This is a genomic window from Novosphingobium nitrogenifigens DSM 19370 (genome assembly GCF_000192575.1).
Lineage (GTDB): Bacteria > Pseudomonadota > Alphaproteobacteria > Sphingomonadales > Sphingomonadaceae > Novosphingobium > Novosphingobium nitrogenifigens.
Map to the genome: position 1 here is coordinate 1,249,815 of NZ_GL876926.1, position 22,773 is coordinate 1,272,587.

Here is a 22,773-nt window from a genome sequence, read left to right on the forward strand (position 1 = left end):
TTCAAAGCCTGATATCATAATCGGCAACGATCCGCCGCAAGTCGCCATCCGGGTCCGAACTTGCGCGGATCGTCCGATCGAAGAGCATGACCATCCGGCTCTCATCCGAATAGGCGGGCCAAGCGGGATCGGGACGCCCGGTCCGCGCAAATGCACCCCACGCGCCCATCATCGCCCGCGCAAGACGATCAGCGTCTCCCACGGGATCGGCCGCGCGGCGCAAGGCATCATTGTCCTTTCCATCCCACGCCGCGCCATAGGCAAGATTGCCGAAGACGAAGGGGATTTCCCCACCGTGCAAGGCCCAGGCTCCGCCAAAGCAGGGCGTTTTCCAGTCGAAGCGATAGGAAAAGACGTTCCCCGGCGCCGCACGGGCCGCGCTTTGCGTCATGACCATCGCACTATGCCGAAATCCTGCCAGCGTCGCCGTCTCGAACAACAGCGCCTGCGGTGAAAGACCCGGACGCGCCGCCGCGACCGCCTTCACCAGGGCAAGACCCGCGCCGGGATCGGCAAAGCCCCTGCCCGGCGCCGCATCGTCCAGCATGGTGGCAATCCCTGCGTCATCGACCGGAGGCGCAAGCATCCCGGCAAAGGCCGCAGCCTCGTCGCGATTGGTGCCGATCAGCATGGGCAGTCCGGCGGCCCCAGCGGGCGGAGCCTTGCTCCAGTCGAAAGCCGTCACGACCGTGCCGTCGGCGACCGGCTGAAAGAACGGTCCACCCCGCGCATGGGCGAGCAAGGGCCAGTCGGCAGCCACCAGTGCCGAGACGGGGACTTCGCGCAGGCGTTCGGGGCGATTGGCCTCGATCCCCATCCGCGCCATGACCGTGCGGGCGACTTCGCTTGCCTGGTCGCGATCCTGCACCCGGGTCAGCGAACCCGATTGCAGGATCGCCTTGTGAAAAAGCCCCCGCGCCGAGGGCATGGCCATCAAGGTGCCGGTCTTGAACCCGCCTCCCGATTCCCCGAACACGGTCACGTTGGCCCGATCACCGCCGAACGCCCCGATCCCCTCGCGAACCCAGCGGAGCGCAGCCACCAGATCCTGCTGTCCCGGATTGGCCGCCTCGGCAAAGCGCGGATCGAGATCTCCGAGCCAGAGATAACCGAGCGGGCCCAGCCGATGGTTGACCGTCACCACCACGACGCGTTCGGTCGCGGCAAGCCGCGCGCCGTCATAAAGCGGCAAGCCGCCCGATCCCGACAGGAACCAGCCGCCATGGACCCAGACCATGACCGGCAAGGGCCGCTCGCCCGGTTCCGCCGGTGTCCAGACATTGAGATAGAGGCAATCTTCCGATCCCGCGAGAGGATCGACCCATGCGGGAAAGTCGGTGTTGACCTGAAGGCAAGGCGCGCCACAGACCTGCGCCCGGCGGGTTCCGGTCCAGCGCGGAGGCTTTCCGGGCGAAGCAAAACGCCCGCCCCCGACCGGCGGCGGAGCATAGGGAATGCCAAGGAACGCCCGCACGCCACCCCGGTCCTGCCCCGCAAGACGCCCGAACGGGGTTTCGACGACAGCCTCGCGGCCCGCCTCCGATGCGGCCCATCCCGGTATGGAAAACCCCGCGGCAAGCAATCCGAGTGCCGTGCGGCGGGACACCCTGTCCATCGCGCTCATCGCCCCGCGCCGAGCAGGTCCGGCATCCGGGCGGCAAGGTCGATCATCATTTCCCCGAACAGGCCATTAGCCCAGGCAAACCAGATGCGGGTGAAATGAGCGGGGTTCCCCGCTTCGAATGCCTCGTGCATGAACCCGGTCCCGGCATGGGTTGCCTTGAGTTGGGCAAGGCAATTGGCGACAATGCGCGGATCGTCGCTCGATTGCGCGCGCACGGCAAGCGACATCGGCCAGATCATGTTCATGCCGACATGCGGCCCACCGATCCCGCTGTTGCCGCCCCGTTCGAAGTAATAGGGATTGGCCGTGCTCCAGCACCGCGCCTCCGTCCGGCGAAACATGGGATCGTCCCTTGCCACGCAGCCGAGATAGGCGAGCGAGGCGAGACTGGGCGCATTGGCATCGTCCATGAACAGCGTGTTGCCGAACCCGTCGACTTCATAGGCCCAGATGGCGTTTGCGCCGTCGCCGATCCGCCCCCATGCCTGAACCGCCGCGGCGACTTCATCGGCAAGCGCGACCGCATCGTGGGCAAGCGCCCCGTCATGAAGGACCGTGGCCGCGATTTCCGCAAGCCAGCGCAAGGCCTGTACCGCAAAGAGATTGGAGGGGATCAGGAAGGGAAAGACGCAGGCATCGTCCGACGGACGGAACATCGAATGGATCAGCCCGACCTTGCGCGTAGGCGATCCCATCCCGCCCATCGGCAGGCTGTCGGTCGGACTGGGAGTCGATCGCTGAAAACGATAGGGGCTGGTCCCGTCGCGCCGCTGTTCGGTACGCAAAGTAAAGACGATCAGCCGTGCGGCCTGATGCCATTGCGCATCGAAAGGCGCGCTGTCGCCGGTCGCGCGCCAATAGCCATAGGCAAGCCGCACCACGTGGCACAGCGAGTCCACTTCCCATTTCCGTTCGGCAACGCCCGGGCGCATCTGCGTCTGGTCGGACAGAGCCCACCACAATGGCGTGCGCGTCGCACCGGGGTCGCGGCCAAAGGCATTGGCATAAGGATCGATGAGAATGCACTGCGCATGGCGCGCGATCAGCCCCCGATAGAGCCGCTGCAACGCTGCATCGTCGCGCGCGAGATGGAGATAGCCCCAGACTTGTGCCGAGGAATCGCGCAACCACATCGCCGGAATGTCGCCGGTGATGACGAACGTGTCCGGCTTTCCCCCGCGCATCGCGATCTCGACCGTGGTATCGAGCGTGTTGGGATAGCAATTGGCGAAAAGCCACGCCAGTTCGGGGTCACCGATCATCGCGCTGACGCGGGCGATCTCCGCCTCGACCGCCGGGCTGACGAAACGGCGGGCCGACACTGGCGGGCGGCGCGAGACGAAATCGGCCGCCATCGCCTGCGGCGTGCCTTCGGGAAGGATGCCCGTCCCTTCGCCCAAGGCAACCGCGACGGCGCCCAGTCCCGCCAGTTCGCGCAAGACCCGGCGGCGGCTGCGCGGTTCGGGTGCGGAAAAGTCGGAAAATGCGTAGTCCATGTCCATCATCTCGTCGACCCGCGTCACGCTGCTCCGGCTTCCAGAGCGAGTGGCGGGCGTGCCTCTGGCGCCCGACCGAATTCGCGATTGGGTGTCGTCCCCATTTCGAAAACCAGATGCCCCCCGCGTACCAGTTCGGCGTGGGGAATCCAGCTCTTGTCCCAAGCCTTTCCATTCCAGAAGACATTCTGGACATAGACGGCCTCGGCACTGACGCCGGGAGCTTCAATCACCAGCCGCCCGCCTGCAACGGTCAATTCGACCCGTTCGAACAGGGGTGACCCGAAAATCCAGATCCCGCTGACCGGATCGACCGGATAGATCCCGAACGCGCTCAGCACGAACCACGCGCTCATCTGGCCGCAGTCCTCGTTTCCGGCAAGACCGTCAGGCTGATCGCGGTACATCGTCGCCATCAGGCTGCGCACGCGCGCCTGCGTTTTCCACGGCGCGCCGCACCAGGCATAGAGATAAGCGATGTGATGGCTCGGTTCGTTGCCGTGCGCATATTGCCCGACCAGCCCCGCGACATCGGGCGGGGTTCCCGGGGCAAGGCGACTGTCGGCCGAAAACAGCGCGTCGAGCTTGGCTTCGAGCGCGGCATCCCCGCCCATGAGGTCCATCAGCCCGTGGATGTCATGCTGAGCCAGGAACGTCGCCTGCCAGGCGTTGCATTCGGTGAAATCGCGCCAGTACCCGCCGTCGTGATCGACCGCGCGCGGATCGAACGGCCCCGGCCAGTTCCCGTCGGAAAAGCGGGGGCGCACGAACTTGGTATCGATGTCGAAAATCGACCGCCAGCTGAGCGAGCGACGCCGCAGCGCATAGGCATCCTGCGTCGCGCCCGCCGCTTCGGCGATCTTCGACATCGCCCAGTCGTCATAGGAATATTCGATCGTCTTGCTGGCCGCTTCGCTGACCATATCGGCCGGGACATACCCGAGCCGCCGATAGGGTTCGAGCCCGTTGCCCTTTTCCTCGAAAGCAAGACGGCGCAGGCGTGGCCAGAGCGTGGCGAGGTCGATCCCCGGCGCGCCCTTGGTCAAGGCCTCGGCGATGACCACGACCGAATGCCAGCCGATCATGCAATGGGTCTCGATCCCCTGCAAAGGCCAGACCGGCGGCCCCGAGGGGCTTTCCAGTGTCATCCGCGCCAGATTGCGGGCAAAGGCCGCATTCTTGTCGGGGTCTATCAGCGTCAGCAGGGGATGGAACGCGCGATAGGTGTCCCAGAGCGAATAGGCGCTCCAGTTGCCTTCCCCCTTGGCCAAAGTGTGGACGGCGCGATCCATGCCGCGATAGCGCCCGTCCGCATCGGCGAAGAGATTGGGCGCGGCCGCCGCATGATAGAGCGCGGTCGCCATGATCCGCCGTTCCGCAGGGGAGCCGCCGACAAAGCGCACGCTGTCGAGCCGTTCGCGCCACGCCGTACGTGCGGCCCGGCGAATGCGTTCGAAATCCCAGTCGGGCATTTCCGCGTCGAGATTGGCCATCGCCCCGGCAAGATCGACGCCCGACATCCCCACCTTGACCATGACCGGTGCGGATGCCGCATCGGGCAACATGATTGCAACTTTGAGCCCGCCGCCGACAAGGCCGGTGGCCCCTGCCGCTGCCGGAGCATCATGGGCAAAGAACTGCATTTCCGCAGCAGGCACCGACAGGCGCATGGCGAAATGGATCTCACGCCCGTTCGCCCACTGGTGAACCCGTCGGCTGCCGACCAGTAGATCGGGAGCCAATTGCTGCAACATGCCTTCGACGCGGGTGTGATGATGATGGGGCAATTGCATGGCGTGATCGAAATCGATCAGCAGATGCCCGGCGGCGGGAAAGCGATAGCGGTGCATCCCCGCACGTGCCGTCGCGGTCAGCTCGACCTCGATCCCGCTGTCTTTGAGGCGAACCGCGTAATAGCCCGGCTCGGCTATCTCGTCGGCATGGTCGAATGCCTGGCGATAGCTGCCCTCGGGCTTTTGCCGCGTTCCCGGCGACAGCACGACCGGGCCGGTGCGCGGCACGACCAGCACGTCGAGCATATCGCCCACGCCCGTTCCGCTGAGGTGATTGTGCGAAAAACCGAGCAGCGTGGTATCGTCATGATGATAGCCCGAACAGGCGTCCCAACGCCGGTCGTCGGTGTCCGGTCCCAGCTGGACCATGCCGAAAGGAACCGTTGCCGCCGGAGTCGTATGTCCATGCCCGCCGGTCCCGATCATCGGGTCGATCAGGACGGACATGTCCCCGGCGCTCGTCGCCTCGATCACATCGGCGACAGCACCATGAGGAACCACTTCGTGCCGCAACAGGGCCCCGCCCAGCCCCGCTCCGGCCAAAGCCGCAGTCGATTTGAGCCATTGCCGACGGGTAGTCACCGCTAGAACCTTTCGCAGACCCTCTGTCGCAGCATAACGGATTGGTCCGCCATACCACGCGACACCTTTCCGTGCCGTTTATCGCTCCAGATAGACCATGCTCGCCCCTCGCCTGCAAGTGGCACAAGGTACACGATAAAAACGAAAAGACCGGGCACCGCAAAGCGCCCGGTCTTCGGTGTCAGCATGGGCCGGTGGAGCCCGCAATCCAGAACGACCGGGGGAGAAAGTTTTATAGATCGGCCCCCAACGAAAATGCCGGACCGGGCGATCAGATGCCTATCGGCGGAACAACGCCGAGCGCAGGATCGCTGATCGCGGGCCAGGCCCCCGCAACGCAGCCCGCGATCCGGCGTTCCCAGCCTTCGGGACCGCGCAGGACGAGATCATGCCACCCATGCGTGGGCGCGAGCAGCCACTCGTGCGTGCCGCCATCGGCGGGAACCGTCCATTCGCCATGCTGCGCCGCATAGGCACCGGGGCGAACCGCAAGACCGCCGTGTCCTGCCCCCACGCTTACGCGCAGGCGATCGCCCGCAATCTCCCACGCCACTTGCGGTTCGTGCCCGCCGCGTCCGACGAAGGCCCGGTGGAAACCGCCCGGACCGAGCACCCAGAGGTCATAGGCGCGGTCCTTTCCTTGCAGCAGCCATTCGCCTTCCAGCGCCTTGCCCGCTTCGACCGTATAGCGGCGCGGCACCGCCGACAGGCGCAGGCGATCGTAGACATGAAACACCGCGCCCAATCCCTCACCGGCTGCAAGATGCAGGCGGAACACGCCGCGCGCCGGATCAAGCTCGCCGGTCGTTTCGAGATGATAGCGGCTCGGACAGGCGGGCCGAATGCCTGGTGCCTGCCGGGGCAGCGGCTGATCTTCAGGAGCAGAGGGCGCGGGCTGGTTCGCGATGGCCTGTGCCGCGGCCCGACGCGCAGGCGCGTCGCGCATGGTCGCCTCGAGCGCGGGCGTCAGGCGCGCGCCGCGCGCCGCAGGACGCGCGCCCGCCGAAAAATCGAACACTGGTACCAGATCGCTGCAGATCGCCCGGCGCCAGTCGGTGATATTGCTTTCCGCCACACCGAAACGCGCTTCCATCAGGCGCAGGACCGACGTGTGATCGGCAACTTCGGAAAAGACCCGACCGCCGCGCGTCCATGGCGACAGGACGTACATCGGCACGCGCGGGCCGAGGCCATAGGGACGCCCCCGCAGCCCCGGAAAATCGCTCATCGCCCCCGGCGCATGCAGGCGGTGATATTCCCCGGTCGTCGCGATCGTGCTGTCCCCGGCAAATCCGCCCGGCGCATCGACATCGGGCGACGGCGGCGCGGGTGGCGGGACGTGATCGAAAAAGCCGTCGTTCTCGTCGAAATTGACGATCAGGGCCGTGCGTGCCCAAACGGCCGGATTAGCCGTGAGCGCGGCAATGACCTCGGCCGTATAAGCCGCCCCTTGCGCCGGGCTCGACGGCCCGGGATGTTCGGACCCTTCGGCGGTGGCGACGATCCAGCTGATCTGCGGCAGCCGGTCGGCAAGGACATCGGCGCGCAAGGCGTCGAGCGCGCGGGTCGACAGCCCCTTGTCCCGCAGCACCGGACGTGCGCCGGGATCGCCGCGATAGGCCGCGCGGAACTGAATGAAATTGGCCAGCGGATTGTCGCTGAAAAAGTCGGCCATGTCCTGATAGACGGCCCAGCTCACCCCAGCCTGTTCGAGCCGTTCGGGATAGGTCGTCCAGAAAAACCGTGGCGAACTGGCGGTATCGGGCTTGGTCAGGTCGTCGTCGGGATTTTCGATCGCGGGCCCGCCGCCCTTGCCCATCGGATCATTGGTGCCGGTCCACAGGAACAGCCGGTTGCAGTTGGTCCCCGTCTGCATCGAACAGTGATAGGCGTCGCACAGGGTAAAGGCATCGGCCATCGCATATTGGAACGGCAGATCTTCGGCCCCGAAATAGGCCATCGCGCGTTCGGTCTTGGCCTCGGGCCAATGCCCCATGCGCCCATGGTCCCACGCGGCCTGCGCGTCGGGCCAGTTGTGCGGGGTTCCCGCCACGCGCATGAGGTCGAAATGCGCGCGCGTCGCCATGCGGAACGGGCGGATCAGGCGCGGGTGCTCGCTGGCATCGTCGCGCTGGTCCCAGACCGAGCGTCGCTTGCCGTCCGGCCCCGGCACGAGCGGGATGGGAAAGCGATCGCCGAACCCGCGCACGCCCGCCATGGTCCCGAAATAATGATCGAAGCTGCGATTTTCCTGCATCAGCACGACGATGTGGGCAATGTCGCCCAAAGTGCCGGTGCGACGATCGGGACCTATCGCAGCGGCCCGCGCCAGTGTCGGGGATATGGCCGCGAGCGCTGCCCCTTCGAGAGAGCGGCGCAAAAGCGAACGGCGATCAAGCATGGGCAAGTTCCTTCCCCGACAGGCAGAACGGGCTCTTGGAGCCCTGCCTGCCGGGGATGACAAACCCGTGTCAACCGCCCGACCTTACAAAGCGCCCCGCGACCGCGCCGCAAATCCCGCCGCGATCAGCAGCGAGCCCGCAGCAAAGGCCATGGTCCAGACCGGCTGGGTCGGAAAGCAGGTCTTGAGCACCGAGCCCATGACCGTCGCCACCAGCAATTGCGGGACGACGATGAACACGTTGAAGAGCCCCATGAAGACCCCGAGTTTTGCTTGCGGCAGGCTGGACGCGAGGATCGCGTAAGGCATGGCAAGGATGCCCGCCCAGCCGATGCCGATGCCGACTTCGCCAAGGATCAGCGCGCGCGGATCGCGCAGGACGAGAAAGCCCGCAAACCCCACCGCTCCGGCCAGCAGGCACAGCGCATGGGTCCGCGCCGGACCAAACGCCGCAGCAAGGCGCGGCAACAGGAACAACGAAAAGAGTGCGGCAAAGCCGTTGTAGCAGGTGAAGAGCACGCCGACCCAGTTGCTGCCGTCCTGATAGGCAGCACTTGCCGGATCGGTCGCGCCGAAAAACCGCTGGGCAACGACCGGGGTCGTATAGATCCACATGATGAACATGGCCGACCAGCTGAAGAACTGGACCACGGCAAGCCGCTTCATCAGCGGCGGCATCCCGGAAAAATCACCGACGATCGAGGCCAGCATTCCGCCCCCTCGTCCGCTCCGGGCCAGCGCCACGGCAAGCCCCGAAAGCACGCCATATCCGGCGAGCAAGGCACCGAGCAGGTAAACTTCCTTCTGGAAATGAAGGACCGGAACGGCGGCCATGACCGCCCCGCCCCCAACCAGCCAGCCAAGCGAGGCGCGCCAGCCGCGCGCGGCGAGATCGGGCGCAGCGACGGGGACTTCGGCTTCTCCGAAGGCAGCCATTTCCGCCGGGGAATATTCGCGGGTGCCGACAACCGTTGCCAGAACCGCGAGCACGAGTGCTGCCGCCCCGACATGGAAACTGATCCGCACGGTATCGGGGATCGCCCCTGTCGCAGCGACGTTGGACACCCCGAAATGGGCAAGGACATAAGGGAAGATCGAACCCGCGACCGCCCCTGCGCCGATGAAGGCCGTCTGTACCGCATACCCGGCCGCATGCTGATCCCGGCGCAGGCTGTCGCCGACAAAGGCGCGAAACGGCTCCATCGCGACATTGATGCTGGCATCAAGCATCCACAACAGGAGCGCGGCGGGAAGCAGGCTTGTCGCAGCGGGCATCGCGACGAGCGCCAGCGCGGCCAGCAAGGCCCCGGCAAGGAAATAGGGCCGCCGTCGCCCGAACCGGCCGAGCCATGTGCGGTCCGACATGTGCCCGATTACCGGCTGTACCAGCAATCCGGTCAGGGGAGCTGCCACCCAGAGCGCGGAAAGATCATCCACTCCGCTGCCGAGCGACTGGAACACCCGGCTCATGTTCGCATTCTGAAGCGCGAAACCGACCTGTATTCCAAAGAAGCCGACGCTGATCCGGCACAGGCCGAGAAACGACCGGCGCGGCTTTTCCATTCGATGCTCTCCCACTGTTCGTCTTGCCCCGGATCTGCGGCCGGAGCGCGAAAGGCTGGCATGCCGACCGCGTCGTCACAACCCGATTGCATACGAATACCGTGCCCCGGAACGGGCGCGGGTTTATCAGCGCGTCGACTGACGAACGACCAGCCGGGGCGGCAGCATGTCGAGCCCGGGCTGCCCCCCGCGAATATTGGCAATGAGAGCTTCGACCAGCGCGGCCCCGGCCTGCGCATGGTCCTGCGCCACGGTGGTCAGCGGGGGGTGCGTGAACGAGGCGAGCGGGATGTCGTCGAAACCGACGATCCCGATGTCACCCGGAATCGAAACGCCCGCTTCCTCGAAGGCACGCATGGCGCCGATCGCGACAAGATCGCACGAGGCAAAGACCGCGTCGAAAGGCTTACCCTTTGCCAGCAATTCGCGCGCGGCCTGGTACCCGGCGGCATCGGTCGTGACCGCGCTGACCACAAGATCCGGGTCGGGCTCCAGCCCCGCCGTCCGCATCGCTTCGCAGGCACCGAGATAGCGGTGTTCGATCTCCGGCGCGTGGCTCGACGCTTCGCCCAGAAAGGCGATGCGGCGATAGCCCGCCGCGATCAGATGCCGCGCGGCAAGCTCGCCGCCGAGACGGTTGTCGCACCCGATCGTCATGCCCTGCTGATCCGGCATGACCGCCCCCCAGCGGACGTAATGGGTGCCTTCGCTTTCGAGCTGATCCAGCCGCTCGCGATAGGTTTCATAGTCGCCGTATCCGAGCAGCATGATGCCGTCGGCCTTGCGGCTGTATTCGTAATCGACGTGCCAGTTGCGCGAGGACTGTTGAAACGAGGTCAGGAGGTCATAGCCGTGCTGGGCACACGTCCGTGCGATCGAGCCAAGCATCGAGAGAAAGAAAGGATTGATCAGCGTCCCGTCCGTCGTCGGATCCTCGAAAAACAGAAGCGCCAGCGTATTGGTCGTGCGCGAACGCAAGCGCGAAGCATTGCGATCGACCGCATAGTTGAGCTGCGCGGCAATCGCCTCGATCCGCAACCGCGTCGCCTCGCTGACCGAGGGATGTCCGCGCAGGGCGCGCGACACCGTCGGCTGGGACACGCCCGCGCGCTGCGCAATATCGAACGATGTCGGCTTGAAACTCATGGAGACGACCAATCCCCTCCCCCCGTTGTGTTCTTGTTTCTATGCGTTGGATAGCAAGCCGTTCAGGACGAGAAAAGAGGCGCCGCATGATCGGGCATGCATGACACTGACATGCATGAGACTGACATACGTATGCCGGTTTCTTTCCAACCCGCCCGGCGAACGGCAGAACTGTGATAGCGGGGGATGCACGATCGACGCGATCGTGATCGCTCCCGATATTTGCATAAGCCGAGATGCGCCAAGCGCACAGGCAGGGAGGATGAGATGGCAAAGCGGTTGGAGAGCTTCGGCTCGGCTGCGCGATTCCGCAATTTTCTGAAGGCCGGTGTAGCTGTGGTCGCGATCACAGGCATCGCGCCTGCCATGGCGCAGACCGCCGGTCAGGCCACAACACCGCCAGCCGACGCGCCCGACACGAAAAGCGCCGCTCCGCAGGATACTGCCAACCAGATCGTGATCAGCGGCTATGCCCGGTCGATCACCAATGCCAACCGGATCAAGGAACTCTCGACGTCGGTGGTCGAGGCGATTTCGGCCGAGGACGTCGGCAAGCTGCCCGACGTCTCGATCAGCGACGCGCTCTCGCGCCTGCCCGGTCTTGCCGTGCAGCAGGCCTCAGGCCGTGCCAAGTACATCTCGATCCGCGGGTTCGGCCCCGACTACACGACCGCCACGCTCAACGGCCGCATCGTCGCCACCGTCGATGACAACCGCCGTTTCGACTATGGCCAGTATCCGGGCGACCTGTTCCAGGAAATCGACGTCATCAAGACGCCATCGGCCGATCTCCTCAATCAGGGCCTTGCCGGGACGGTCAATCTCCAGACCTATGACCCGCTGAAAGCCAAGCGCACGTTCAGCCTGAACATCCAGGGCGCCGTCGGCCAATATGGCGCGCTCAATCCCGAAGCGAGCAACAAGGGGTACAAGGCGACGGTCGTCTATGTCGACCGCTTTGCCGACGACACCATCGGTGTTTCGCTCGGCGCCTCGGCGATCAAGGACCCGACGCAGGACTACCACTGGGCAACCGGGGGCGGAAACGGGAACTACTACGGCCCGACCAATCCGGACTCGCTCGGCAACATCGGTCCCGACGACATCCAGAACTACGCCAATTCGAACACGCTCTATCGCCAGTCCGGGTTCGGTCATGTCGTCTTCCGCCCGAACGACGGCTTCGAGATGTCGCTCGACGGGCTCTATACCCAATCCAAGACCCGCGAATATTCGCGCGGTTGGGAATTGCCGCTGGCTAGCTGGAGTCACGACACGCCTATCGCGGGAACCGAAACTGCGCAGAACGGCTATGTCGCGTCCGAACAGTGGCTGGTCAATCCGGTGCTGCGCAATGACTACAACACGTCGGATGCCAAGACTTACGCTCTGGGCCTCAACACCAAGATCGCCTTGTCGAGTTCGCTCAAGCTGGTGCTCGATGCCAGCGTGTCGCACGCCACCCGCCACGACAACACGTACGAAATCTATGCGGGAACCTCGTTCCTCAACAACACCAACCCGGCGACCGCGACGATCACCCGCCAACAGGACGGCACTTATGGCGTCAACATCGCCGGGGCCAATTACGCCGATCCCAACCAGGTCTCACTGACCGATCCGCAAGGCTGGGGCCAGGTCGGGTTCAACAATGTTCCCAACCTTTCCGACACGGTCAAGAACCTGCGCGCCGAACTCGACGGCGACATCGGCACCGGCTTTTTCCGCCGCTGGGAAGTGGGCGTCAATTACAGCGACGAGAACAAGGTCTCGAGCTATTACGGCTACTTCGTCTGCCTGCCCGGCGCGGCGGGAACCTCGACGGTCGCCGGATGCGGCAGCTGGCCCGCGCTCAACGGCGGTCCCAGCAGTGTTGCCATCCCCAGTTCGATCATCAACGGGTCGGTGACGCCCTATGGTGTGACGGGGACGAGCATCATCGCGATCAATCCGCTGGCCGCGCAAAACCTCCTGCGCACCGCGCCCCAATCCGAAGCGAGCAATGTCGCACGCGACTGGACCGTTCGCGAACGGCTGCTCACCGGCTATGCCCAGCTCAATTTCGACGGCAATGCCGGGGACGTGCGCATTCGCGGCAATATCGGCGCGCAGATCGTGTATACCAACCAGAGCTCGACCGGCGGCGTTGCCACCAATGCGACCACGGTGGTTCCGACCTATGGCAGGGCGCGCTACACCTATTTCCTGCCCAGCCTCAACACCAGCTTCGAAGTCGCGCGCAGCACGTTCATCCGCTTTGCCGCCAGCCGGACGCTGGCCCGGTCAAAGCTCGACAACGAAAACGCCTCGTTCTCGGTCAGCTATTGCGGCACCAACGGCTGTACCACCGTGCCGCAGATCAACGGCAAGACCCCGATCCTTCAGGGGACGGGCGGCAATCCCTATATCCGCCCCTACTTCTCGGACAACGTCGACCTTGCCGTCGAAAAGTACTTCGCCCACGATCAGGGCAAGATCGCGCTGGCCGGATATTACAAGCACATCTCGAATTTCGCGACGCAGAACCAGATCCTGAACACCGGCAACGTCAACAACGGCGGACCTGCGTCAACGACCACGTTCGCCTATGACTTTTCGGCCTATACCGCGCTCGTCACCAATCCGGGGCAACTGACGGACTCGGCCTACACGACCAATGGCTGGGCATCGGCGCCGATCAACGATGGCAAAGGATCGGTCCTGGGCTTCGAAGTGAGCGCAGTCGTGCCGCTGGCAGTGCTGACCCCCGCGCTCGACGGGTTCGGCGTGATCGCCAACTATGCCCGCACGTCGAGCCACATCCACTTCTCGAACGGCAATGTCATCACCTTGCCCGGGCTGTCGAAGGACGTGTTCCAGGCGCAGATCTATTTCGAAAAGTACGGCTTCAACGCCCGCGCCTCGTACACCCATCGCGGCGACTATCTCGGCGATTACCAGCTCTTCAACGCGCAGGTGACCGCCAACCTTACCAAGGCGCAATCCACGCTCGACGCGCAGATCGGCTATGACTTCAAGTCGGGTCCGCTCAAGGGTGTCTCGCTCTATGTTCAGGGGCACAACCTGACCAACGCGAAGACGATTTCCTATGTGAACAACGACCCCAACGAAGTGAACATCCGCGACCAGTACGGCGCGACCTATCTCGCGGGGATGACGGTCAAGTTCTGGTAATACCAACCTGCGGTGAGCTTCTTTCATCGCAGGTCCGCATAAAACCCGAATACGCAAACCTCCGGCCACGGGCGACAGCTTGTCCGCCCGTGCCCCCTTGTTATGGTGGTCCTCGATGACCGATGCGCCCCCCACCCGAATTGCCATCGTCGGCGGCGGCACTGCCGGATGGATCGCCGCGTCGGCACTGACCCGGTTTCTGCCAAAGGGGCGGTTTTCCATCGCTCTTGTCGAATCCGAGGAAATCGGGATCGTCGGCGTGGGCGAAGCGACCATTCCGCAGATCCGCCTGCTCAATGCTGCGCTCGGCATCGACGAATATGCCTTCATGCGGGCAAGCCAGGCGACCTACAAACTGGGGATTGAATTCGTCGGCTGGGGCACGGCGGCAAGCCGGTATATCCACGCTTTCGGGTCCGTCGGACGCCCGACCGGAACAGTGCCGTTCCACCATTACTGGCTGCGCGGGCGCCAACTTGGACAAAGACAACCGCTCGACGCCTATTCACTCAATGCGCAGGCTGCATGGAGCAACCGCTTTGCCAAGACCGACGGCATTGACCTTCCCTATGCCTTTCATTTCGATGCCGCGCTTTACGCCCGGTTCTTGCGCGGATGGGCAGAAGCCCGCGGCGTCACCCGCCACGAAGGACGCATCGTAGAGGTCCGCCGCGACGGCGAAAGCGGAGAAGTGCGCGATGTCGTCCTTTCCGACGGCCGGGCCATCGCCGCCGACCTTTTCCTCGACTGTTCCGGTTTTCGTGGGATTCTGATCGAACAGGCGCTCGAAACCGGATACGAGGACTGGACGCATTGGCTGCCCTGCGACCGGGCGATTGCGATCCCTTGTGCGCCCGCTCCCAGCCTTGCCCCCTATACCCGTTCGACCGCGCATCGTGCGGGATGGCAATGGCGCATCCCGTTGCAGCATCGCATCGGCAACGGCCACGTCTATTGCTCGGCCCATACCAGCGACGAGGAAGCGCTCGCGGTCCTGCTTGCCAATCTCGACGGCGAACCGCTCGGCGAGCCGCGCACGCTGCGCTTTTCGACCGGACGGCGCAAGGCGTTCTGGAACCGCAATGTCGTCGCCTTGGGTCTTGCCGCCGGGTTTATGGAACCGCTGGAATCAACCAGCATCCATCTGGTGCAATCAGCCATCGAACGCGTGATCCGATACCTGCCCAACGGGCCGATCCGCGCCGCCGACGTCGCCGCCTATAACGCCGAGACCGTGTTCGAATGGGAACGGGTGCGCGATTTCATCATCCTGCACTATCATGCCAATTCCCGGCCCGAGCCTTTCTGGCGCACCTGCGCAACGATGGCGGTCCCAGAAACGCTTGCGGCAAAACTCGCGCTGTTTCGCGCCAACGGCCGCATCACGCGACAGAACGAAGAGCTTTTCGCCGAAGTCGGCTGGCTTCAGGTCCTGATCGGTCAGGGGATCATGCCTGAAGGCTGGCACCCTCTCGCCGATGGGCATTCCCCCGCCGAAGTGGTCGAACTGCTGACGCTGCTGCGTCAGGTCACAGCAAAGCAGGCAAGCACTCTTTCCGACCACGCCCAGTTCCTTGCCCGCCACTGCCCCGCTCCGTCTCCGACGAGACAGGCTGCCCCTTCCGTCATGCCATCGTGACGTCGGGCGCGAAACGCGCGAGCACGCTGTCGTGGGATGGGAACGTCGCAGCCGCCCGGCGCATCATGTCGCGCAAGTTGCGCAAATGCCCCGCCCCGTCGACGTGGCTCCGCGCATCGGCAAGGTGGTCGTAGACATCCGGGATCATGCCCTGCCCGAAATAGACCGCCAGCCAGCTTGCATTGCGGAACAGTTCGTCATGGGGAGAGACCAGACGCGCCGCGCCCATGAAATGGCGGATCTTGTAGGCAAGCTCGTCGGGGATCGCCATTGCGGCACAAGCGCGCCAAAAAGGCTCGGGCCTGGAATTGGCATGATAGTGCAGGATGATGAAATCGCGGATACGCTCGAACTCGGCAGCCGTCGCCCGGTTGAACTCTTCGGGGCCCAGCGGATCGTGACGCCGATCGGGCAAGATCCGCAGCAGCCGTTCGATCCCCATCTGGATCAAGTGAAGACTGGTTGATTCCAGCGGTTCGAGAAACCCCGACGACAGCCCGATACTGACGCAATTGCCGACCCAGGCCCGGCGGCGGCGACCGGTGGTAAAACGCAGGAAACGCGGATCGCCGAGCGGTTCGCTTTCGAGATTGTCGCGCAGGACCGCGACGGCCTCGTCATCGTCCAGATGCGCCGAGCAATAGACGTGGCCGTTGCCCTGCCGATGCTGCAACGGAATGCGCCATTGCCATCCGGCACGATGCGCGGTCGAACGGGTATAGGGCGTGATCGGCCCGGCATTGGCCGACGGCATGGCAACAGCCCGATCGCAGGACAGCCAATGGGTCCAGTCCTCGTACCCCGCGCCCAGTACTTCTTCGATCAGAATCCCTCGAAAACCGGAACAATCGACGAAGAAATCGGCCTCCACCCGCCGCCCGTCGGACAAGTCCACATGGGTCAGCAATCCGCTCTCACCATCGCGCCCCGCGCTGACGATCTTCCCCTCGATCCGGGTCACGCCGCGCGCCTGCGCATAGTCGCGCAGAAACCGGGCATAGAGACCCGCATCGAAATGATAGGCATAGTCGTGCGTCGAATGGACCATGCGCGGATCGGGAACCGGCGGCCCGAAACGGTTCTCGCGTGCGAGAGCCCAGCACATCGCATAGTCGTCGAACGGCCGCATGTCCCCGGCCAGCCGCTCGCGCAGCCACCAGTGATGGAGCGGAACCCGATCGAAATCGGCCCCATGCGTGCCGAAGGGATGGAAATAGCGGCTTTCCGGCGTGCCCCAGCCGACGAACTCGATCCCCAGCTTGAAACTGCCGCGCGTGGCGCGCAGGAAATCGGCCTCGGCAATGCCCAGCCGCGCATTGAACGAACGGATCGGGGGAATGGTCGCTTCCCCCACACCGACTGTCCCGATGGCATCGGATTCAACGACGGTGATCGGAATGGTGCGACCGACCGCTTCGGCCAAAGCCGCCGCAGTCATCGAACCGGCAGAACCGCCGCCGATGACGGCAATGGCGCGAAGCATGTGGGGATGGCGTTCCATGATGCACCGAGGCTAATCGCGCGCTTGAACCCTGACAACCGGAGCCAGGGCGCCCTACCATCCTTCGACCGCGCCTTGCCGTTTAAGCGACCCCCGCGCCATGCGGACAAGGCGTTGAATTCCCGCCCTTCCCCTCCTCGCGATCCGGCATTGCAGCCCGCCCTGCACGATCCCTTGCGGTATACGTATTCTTGTGACGGCCTCCTCAGGCGATGGCAAAGGGGACAAAAGAGGGGAGAAATCGTGCCTGCAAACCAACCGGCACGCACAGCGGGTTTCGGCGCGCGTGCAAGAGGCCTGATCGCAAGAGCCGCATTCGCCGCACTGGCGCTGGCCCCACCGCAAACCGGGTTTGCGGCGACCACCGTTCCGCTGGCGCAGCGCCCTGCCGCCGACGAAATCGTCTATTTCCTGTTGCCCGACCGGTTCGACAACGGCGATCCGGCGAACGACACCGGCGGCCTCATGGGAGACCGGCTGAAGACCGGGTTCGATCCCTCGGACAAGGGGTTCTATCACGGTGGCGATCTTGTCGGCGTGATCCGCCGTCTCGACTATATCCAGGCCTTGGGCGCGACGGCGATCTGGGTCGGCCCGATTTTCCGCAATCGCCCGGTTCAGGGCGCTCCGGGCCATGAAAGCGCAGGCTATCACGGCTACTGGATCACCGACTTCACCCGCGTCGATCCCCATTTCGGCACCGATGCCGACTTTGCCCGGCTTGTCCGCGAAGCCCATGCCCGGGGCATCAAGGTCTATATGGACATCGTCGTCAATCACACCGCCGACGTCATCCATTACCGCGAATGCCCCGACGGCAACTGCCCCTATCGCAGCCGCGCGGACTATCCCTATCAACGGCGCGGCGGGATCGACGGGGCCCCGATCAATCCGGGCTTTCTGGGTGACGCCATCGGCACTGAGGCCAATTTCGCGCACCTCACCCGACCGGACTATGCCTATACCCCGGTGATCGATCCGGGCGAGGAAAAGGCCAAGGTACCCGGCTGGCTCAACGATCCGCTGATCTATCACAATCGCGGGAATTCGACGTTCGCGGGCGAAAGCTCGACCATGGGCGACTTTTCCGGGCTCGACGACGTCATGACCGAGAGCCCCCGGGTGATCCGGGGCATGATCGCGATCTATTCGGACTGGATCACCCGCTATCGCATCGACGGATACCGGATCGACACCGCCAAGCATGTCGATCCCGCGTTCTGGCGCGCCTTCATTCCCGCCATCCGCGCCGTCGCAAAGGCGCACGGAATACCCCATTTCGCGATTTTCGGCGAAGTCGCCGGGGACGCGGGCAATGCCCCCAACCAGGCGCGCTTCACCCGGATCGCCGCCTTTCCCGCGACGCTCGATTTCGGGTTTCGCCGTGCGGTGATCGATGCCGTGACCGGAACCGGCGGCACTGACCGTGTCGAGGACATGTTCGCCGCCGACGCGCTTTATGCCGGTGGGGAAAAAGGCGCGCGCGAGGAAGTCACGTTCGTCAGCAACCACGACAACGGCCGCATCGGCTGGGCCATCCGGCAGGCACTACCGCAGGCAGGCGACGAGGAAGTCCTGCAACGAACGATCCTTGCCCATGCCATGTTGCTGACCTTGCGCGGCGTCCCCGCGATCTATGCGGGCGACGAACAGGGTTTTGCCGGGACCGGCGGCGACCAGGACGCGCGCGAGGACCAGTTCGGATCGCACGTCGCCAGCTACAACGCCGAAAAACTGATCGGCACGACAACGACCACGGCCACGCCGCATTTCGCCACCGATCATCCGATTTTCCGAGCGATTGCCGATCTTGCCCGCATTCGCCGCGAGACCCCTGCCCTTCGCACGGGAACCCAGATCATCCGGGCACGATCGACGGTCCCGGGCATCTTCGCCGTTTCGCGGATCGACCCAACCGACGGTCATGAAGTACTGATAGCCTATAATACGGAAAAGAGGTCGCTTTCCGCCGCGGTCGAAGTCGATGCCCGTTCGCGTTCGTTTCATGCCCTTGCCGGGCCATGCCCGGCAAAGGCGGATGCGCCGGGGTCCGTCCGCCTTACCCTGCCCGCGCTGGGCTATGTGATTTGCGAGGCCGAACGATGAACGAGGTGTGCCGGACTTTGAAGGACTCCAACCAGAACGACACCGTAGAATGGTGGCGCGGCGCCGCCATCTACCAGATCTATCCGCGCAGCTTTGCCGACAGCAACGGCGACGGGATCGGGGATCTTCCAGGCATCACCGCCCATCTCGATCACGTTGCCCGGCTCGGCGTCGATGCGATCTGGATTTCCCCCTTCTTCACCAGCCCGATGGCCGATTATGGCTATGACGTCGCTGATTACCGCGATGTCGATCCGACTTTCGGCACTCTGGCCGATTTCGACGCGCTGGTTGCCCGCGCACACGACCTCGGCCTGAAAGTCACAATCGACCTCGTCTTTGCCCATACCTCGGACCATCATGCCTGGTTCGCGCAAAGCCGCTCGGACCGGGAAAATCCGCTCGCCGACTGGTACGTCTGGGCCGATCCCCGTCCTGACGGCACGCCGCCCAACAACTGGCAATCGGTCTTTGGCGGCCCGGCATGGACATGGGACGGGCGGCGACGGCAATATTACTATCACCAGTTTCTCAAGGAACAGCCGCAGCTCAACGTCCACAACCCTGCGGTTCAGAATGCCCTGCTCGATGTCGTGCGGTTCTGGCTGGAGCGCGGGGTCGACGGTTTCCGCTTCGACGCGCTCAACCATTCGATGTTCGATCCGGCGCTGACCGACAATCCCCCGGCAGACAACGACGGCCCGCGCACCCGGCCTTACGATTATCAGGCCAAGGTCTACAGCATGAACCATCCCGACGTGATCGGCTTTGTCGAGCGCATTCGCGGGATCTGTGACGAGCATGGCGCGATCTTTACCGTTGCCGAAGTCGGCGGCGATGATCCCATGCGCTGGATGAAGGCCTACACCGCCGGAAACCATCGCCTGTCGAGCGCCTATGGCTTCGACTTTCTCTATGCGCCGGAGCTGACGGCGGAGCTTGTCGCGCGGGTCATGCGCGGATGGCCCGATCATCCCGTTCACGGTCATACTGGCCACGACCACCTTGCCGAAGGATGGCCGAGCTGGGCGTTCGAGAACCACGACGCGCCCCGCTGCCTCTCGCGCTGGGCCGGGGACGACAACCGCCCGGCCTTTGCGCGGATGCTGCTGCTCCTGCTCGCCTCGCTCCGGGGCAATATCTTCCTCTATCAGGGTCAGGAGCTGGGCCTGCTTCAGGACGAGATCCCGTTCCACCTGCTGAAAGACCCCGAGGCGATCGCCAACTGGCCCCTGACGCTCAGTCGCGACGGCGTGCGCACACCGATGCCGTGGCTGGCCGGTGCGCCCAACGGCGGCTTTACCAAGGGAACGCCGTGGCTCCCACTCTCGGCGGGCAATATCGCCCGTGCCGTCGATGCACAGGAAGCCGATCCGACCGCTCTCCTGCATTTCACGCGACAGGTTCTCGCCCTGCGTCGCGGGCATCGGGCACTGCACCACGGGGCCATCGACCATATCCGCGCGCAAGGCGACCTTCTCTCGTTCACCCGCCGCGTCGATGGCGAAGCGATCCACTGCGCCTTCAACATCGGTGGTCAGCGCCACACTCACAAATGCCCGGTCGGCGATGTCCTGCTGGCCGTCAACGAGGCCGATAACGGCCACCTCCCTCCATGGGGAGCGATAATCATCCGGGAGACGTCTGCTTGAAACCTGTTCGCTTCACTCTTTCCAGAGCCTTTGCCGGGGCCGTGATCGCGGGCCTTGCCGCAACGGCCCCGCTTGCCCATGCGGATACGGCCGCACCGCTGTGCCGCACGTCGCCCGACGCGACGCTGTCCCTGTGCGTTGCCATCGACAACGACCAACGCGCGCGCTGGTCGTTGTCGCGCAAGGGCAAGGCGCTGGTTGCGCCCTCGCTGCTCGGCTTCATCCTGACCGACGGGCTCAACATGGTGCGCGGCTGGAGCGTGACCGGCAGCGAAACGGCCTCGGGCGACGACACATGGGAACAGCCGTGGGGCGAACGCCGCTATGTTCGCGACCACTATAACGAGATGCTCGTCCATTTCCGCCAGTCCGGCGAACAAGGCGGGCGGCTGATGGACGTCCGGTTCCGCCTTTTCGACAACGGCATCGGCTTTCGCTACGAACTGCCCAAGCAGGCGGCGATGACCACCATGCGCATTGCCGACGAGGAAACCGAATTCTCGATCGTGCCCAAGGGGACCGCATGGTGGATCACCGGCGGCGACTGGAACCGCTACGAACAGATCTATCAGAAAACCCCGATCGATGGCGTTGCCACCGCGCATACCCCGGTGACCATGCGGCTCGACGACGGCACCCACATCGCCATCCACGAAGCGGCTCTGGTCGATTATGCCGCCTATTGGCTCAAGCGCGAGGACGGGCAGAAATTCCGCACCACGCTCTCGCCCTCCTCGCGCGGGGCGCGGGTCGTACGCGATCTCCCCTTCGACACGCCATGGCGCACGATGCGGATTGCCGACGATGCGGCGGGACTTGTCGAAAACGATCTCGAACTCAATCTCAACGCGCCCAACAAGCTGGGCGATGTTTCCTGGTTCAAGCCGCAGAAATACATCGGCATCTGGTGGAACATGATCAAGGGCGACTGGACCTGGGCCGAAGGTCCGCGTCACGGCGCCACCACGCAGCGGACGAAGGACTATATCGACTTTGCCGCGCAGCACGGCTTTTCCGGCGTCCTGGTCGAAGGCTGGGACAAAGGGTGGAACGGCAACTGGCTCGGCCACGGCGACCAGTTCAGCTTCACGAAATCGGCCGACGATTTCGACCTCAAAGCGGTGACCGACTATGCCCGCCAAAAAGGCGTGCGCCTGATCGGTCATAACGAGACCGGCGGCAACATCGCCAATTATGAAAGCCAGCTCGACGACGCGATGAAACTCTATGCCTCGGTCGGCATCGGCCTGGTCAAGACCGGCTATGTCGCCGACGGCGGCGGCATCGTCGCGCCCGGCGACACCCCCGGCAGCCTGCGCATGGAATGGCACGACGGGCAGCGTCAGGTCGAACACCACCTGAAAGTGGTCGAGACCGCCGCCAGGTACCACATCGCCATCGACGCGCACGAACCGGTCAAGGATACCGGCCTGCGCCGCACTTATCCCAACTGGGTCGCCCGCGAAGGCGCGCGCGGGATGGAATACAATGCATGGGGGGCGTTCTCCAATCCGCCCTCGCACGAGGCAACGCTGGTCTATACCCGCATGCTGTCGGGGCCGATGGATTTCACCCCCGGCGTGCTCAGCCTCGAAGGGGCAGACCACGTCCCGTTGGCCTCGACCCTTGCCAAGCAACTCGGGCTTTACCTTGCCATCTATTCCCCGATCCAGATGGCAGCCGACAGCATCGACAATCTGGCGAAATACCCGCGTGAGCTGGAGTTCATCCGCGCGGTTCCCGCCGACTGGGCCGAGAGCCACCTGATCGCGGGCAGTATCGGCGAATATGCGATCTTTGCCCGCAAGGATCGTGCGAGCCAGGACTGGTACGTGGGCGGCGTCAATGACGCGACGGCGCGCACGCTGACGCTGGACTTCGGGTTCCTGCCTGCGGGCAAGGCCTATACCGCGACGATCTACAAGGACGCGGACGGCATCACCTATGCCGACGAAAGCCGCCACCGGATCGCCTATGACACGCGTGCGATCCGCAAGGGGGACACGCTGCCGATCTGGCTCGCGCCCGGAGGCGGCACCGCGATCCGACTCGTTCCACAGGGCAAATGACTGCTTACTGAATCCGGGGGCCGAGCC

At 64.4% G+C, this 22,773-nt stretch carries 12 protein-coding genes; 5 read left to right on the forward strand and 7 right to left on the reverse strand.

Features of this window, described 5'->3' with window-relative positions:
- Nucleotide 1: 1 nt before the first annotated feature.
- The 6 genes from Y88_RS05835 to Y88_RS05865 form a co-directional block, all read right to left on the reverse strand.
- Nucleotides 2-1,615, reverse strand: coding sequence for a carboxylesterase/lipase family protein (locus Y88_RS05835; RefSeq protein WP_232280931.1), 1,614 nt, complete (start codon nucleotides 1,613-1,615; stop codon nucleotides 2-4).
- A gap of 5 nt (nucleotides 1,616-1,620) precedes the next feature.
- Nucleotides 1,621-3,120 (reverse strand): glycoside hydrolase family 125 protein, encoded by a 1,500-nt coding sequence (locus Y88_RS05840; RefSeq protein ID WP_018075737.1) that lies wholly within the window; start codon nucleotides 3,118-3,120, stop codon nucleotides 1,621-1,623.
- Between the two features lie 23 nt (nucleotides 3,121-3,143).
- Nucleotides 3,144-5,495 (reverse strand): GH92 family glycosyl hydrolase, encoded by a 2,352-nt coding sequence (locus tag Y88_RS05845; RefSeq protein ID WP_008067143.1) that lies wholly within the window; start codon nucleotides 5,493-5,495, stop codon nucleotides 3,144-3,146.
- A 271-nt stretch (nucleotides 5,496-5,766) separates the two neighbouring features.
- Nucleotides 5,767-7,896: a phosphocholine-specific phospholipase C gene (locus tag Y88_RS05855; RefSeq protein ID WP_008067144.1), complete on the reverse strand. Its 2,130-nt coding sequence runs from the start codon at nucleotides 7,894-7,896 to the stop codon at nucleotides 5,767-5,769.
- An 84-nt stretch (nucleotides 7,897-7,980) separates the two neighbouring features.
- On the reverse strand, nucleotides 7,981-9,459 hold the full coding sequence (locus tag Y88_RS05860) for an MFS transporter (RefSeq protein ID WP_008067145.1): 1,479 nt from the start codon (nucleotides 9,457-9,459) through the stop codon (nucleotides 7,981-7,983).
- A 126-nt stretch (nucleotides 9,460-9,585) separates the two neighbouring features.
- Complete coding sequence (locus Y88_RS05865) at nucleotides 9,586-10,605, reverse strand: LacI family DNA-binding transcriptional regulator (RefSeq protein ID WP_008067146.1); 1,020 nt, start codon at nucleotides 10,603-10,605, stop codon at nucleotides 9,586-9,588.
- Between the two features lie 267 nt (nucleotides 10,606-10,872).
- Here Y88_RS05865 and Y88_RS05870 point away from each other — a divergent pair, with 267 nt between their 5' ends.
- Together Y88_RS05870 and Y88_RS05875 are read left to right on the forward strand one after the other, a co-directional pair.
- A complete protein-coding gene (locus Y88_RS05870) occupies nucleotides 10,873-13,779 on the forward strand; it encodes a TonB-dependent receptor (RefSeq protein ID WP_018075739.1) in 2,907 nt (968 codons plus the stop codon).
- 115 nt (nucleotides 13,780-13,894) lie between these two features.
- On the forward strand, nucleotides 13,895-15,418 hold the full coding sequence (locus Y88_RS05875) for a tryptophan halogenase family protein (protein WP_008067148.1): 1,524 nt from the start codon (nucleotides 13,895-13,897) through the stop codon (nucleotides 15,416-15,418).
- On the opposite strand, the gene Y88_RS05880 is transcribed toward Y88_RS05875, so the two are convergent.
- Entirely contained in the window at nucleotides 15,405-16,919 is a 1,515-nt protein-coding gene (locus Y88_RS05880; RefSeq protein ID WP_008067150.1) for a tryptophan halogenase family protein, read from the reverse strand. The two genes, Y88_RS05875 and Y88_RS05880, sit on opposite strands and share 14 nt — an antisense overlap.
- A 243-nt stretch (nucleotides 16,920-17,162) precedes the next feature.
- Here Y88_RS05880 and Y88_RS05885 point away from each other — a divergent pair, with 243 nt between their 5' ends.
- The 3 genes from Y88_RS05885 to Y88_RS05895 are packed head-to-tail and all read left to right on the forward strand — an operon-like array spanning nucleotide 17,163 to nucleotide 22,746.
- The gene (locus Y88_RS05885; protein WP_008067154.1) at nucleotides 17,163-19,025 is read left to right on the forward strand and encodes an alpha-amylase family glycosyl hydrolase; all 1,863 of its coding nucleotides are present in this window, start codon (nucleotides 17,163-17,165) and stop codon (nucleotides 19,023-19,025) included.
- Complete coding sequence (locus tag Y88_RS05890) at nucleotides 19,022-20,677, forward strand: alpha-amylase family glycosyl hydrolase (RefSeq protein ID WP_008067157.1); 1,656 nt, start codon at nucleotides 19,022-19,024, stop codon at nucleotides 20,675-20,677. Before Y88_RS05885 ends, Y88_RS05890 begins: the two co-directional genes overlap by 4 nt.
- The gene (locus Y88_RS05895; RefSeq protein WP_008067159.1) at nucleotides 20,674-22,746 is read left to right on the forward strand and encodes a glycoside hydrolase family 97 protein; all 2,073 of its coding nucleotides are present in this window, start codon (nucleotides 20,674-20,676) and stop codon (nucleotides 22,744-22,746) included. The genes Y88_RS05890 and Y88_RS05895 overlap by 4 nt, the downstream gene beginning before the upstream one ends.
- Nucleotides 22,747-22,773 lie beyond the last annotated feature (27 nt).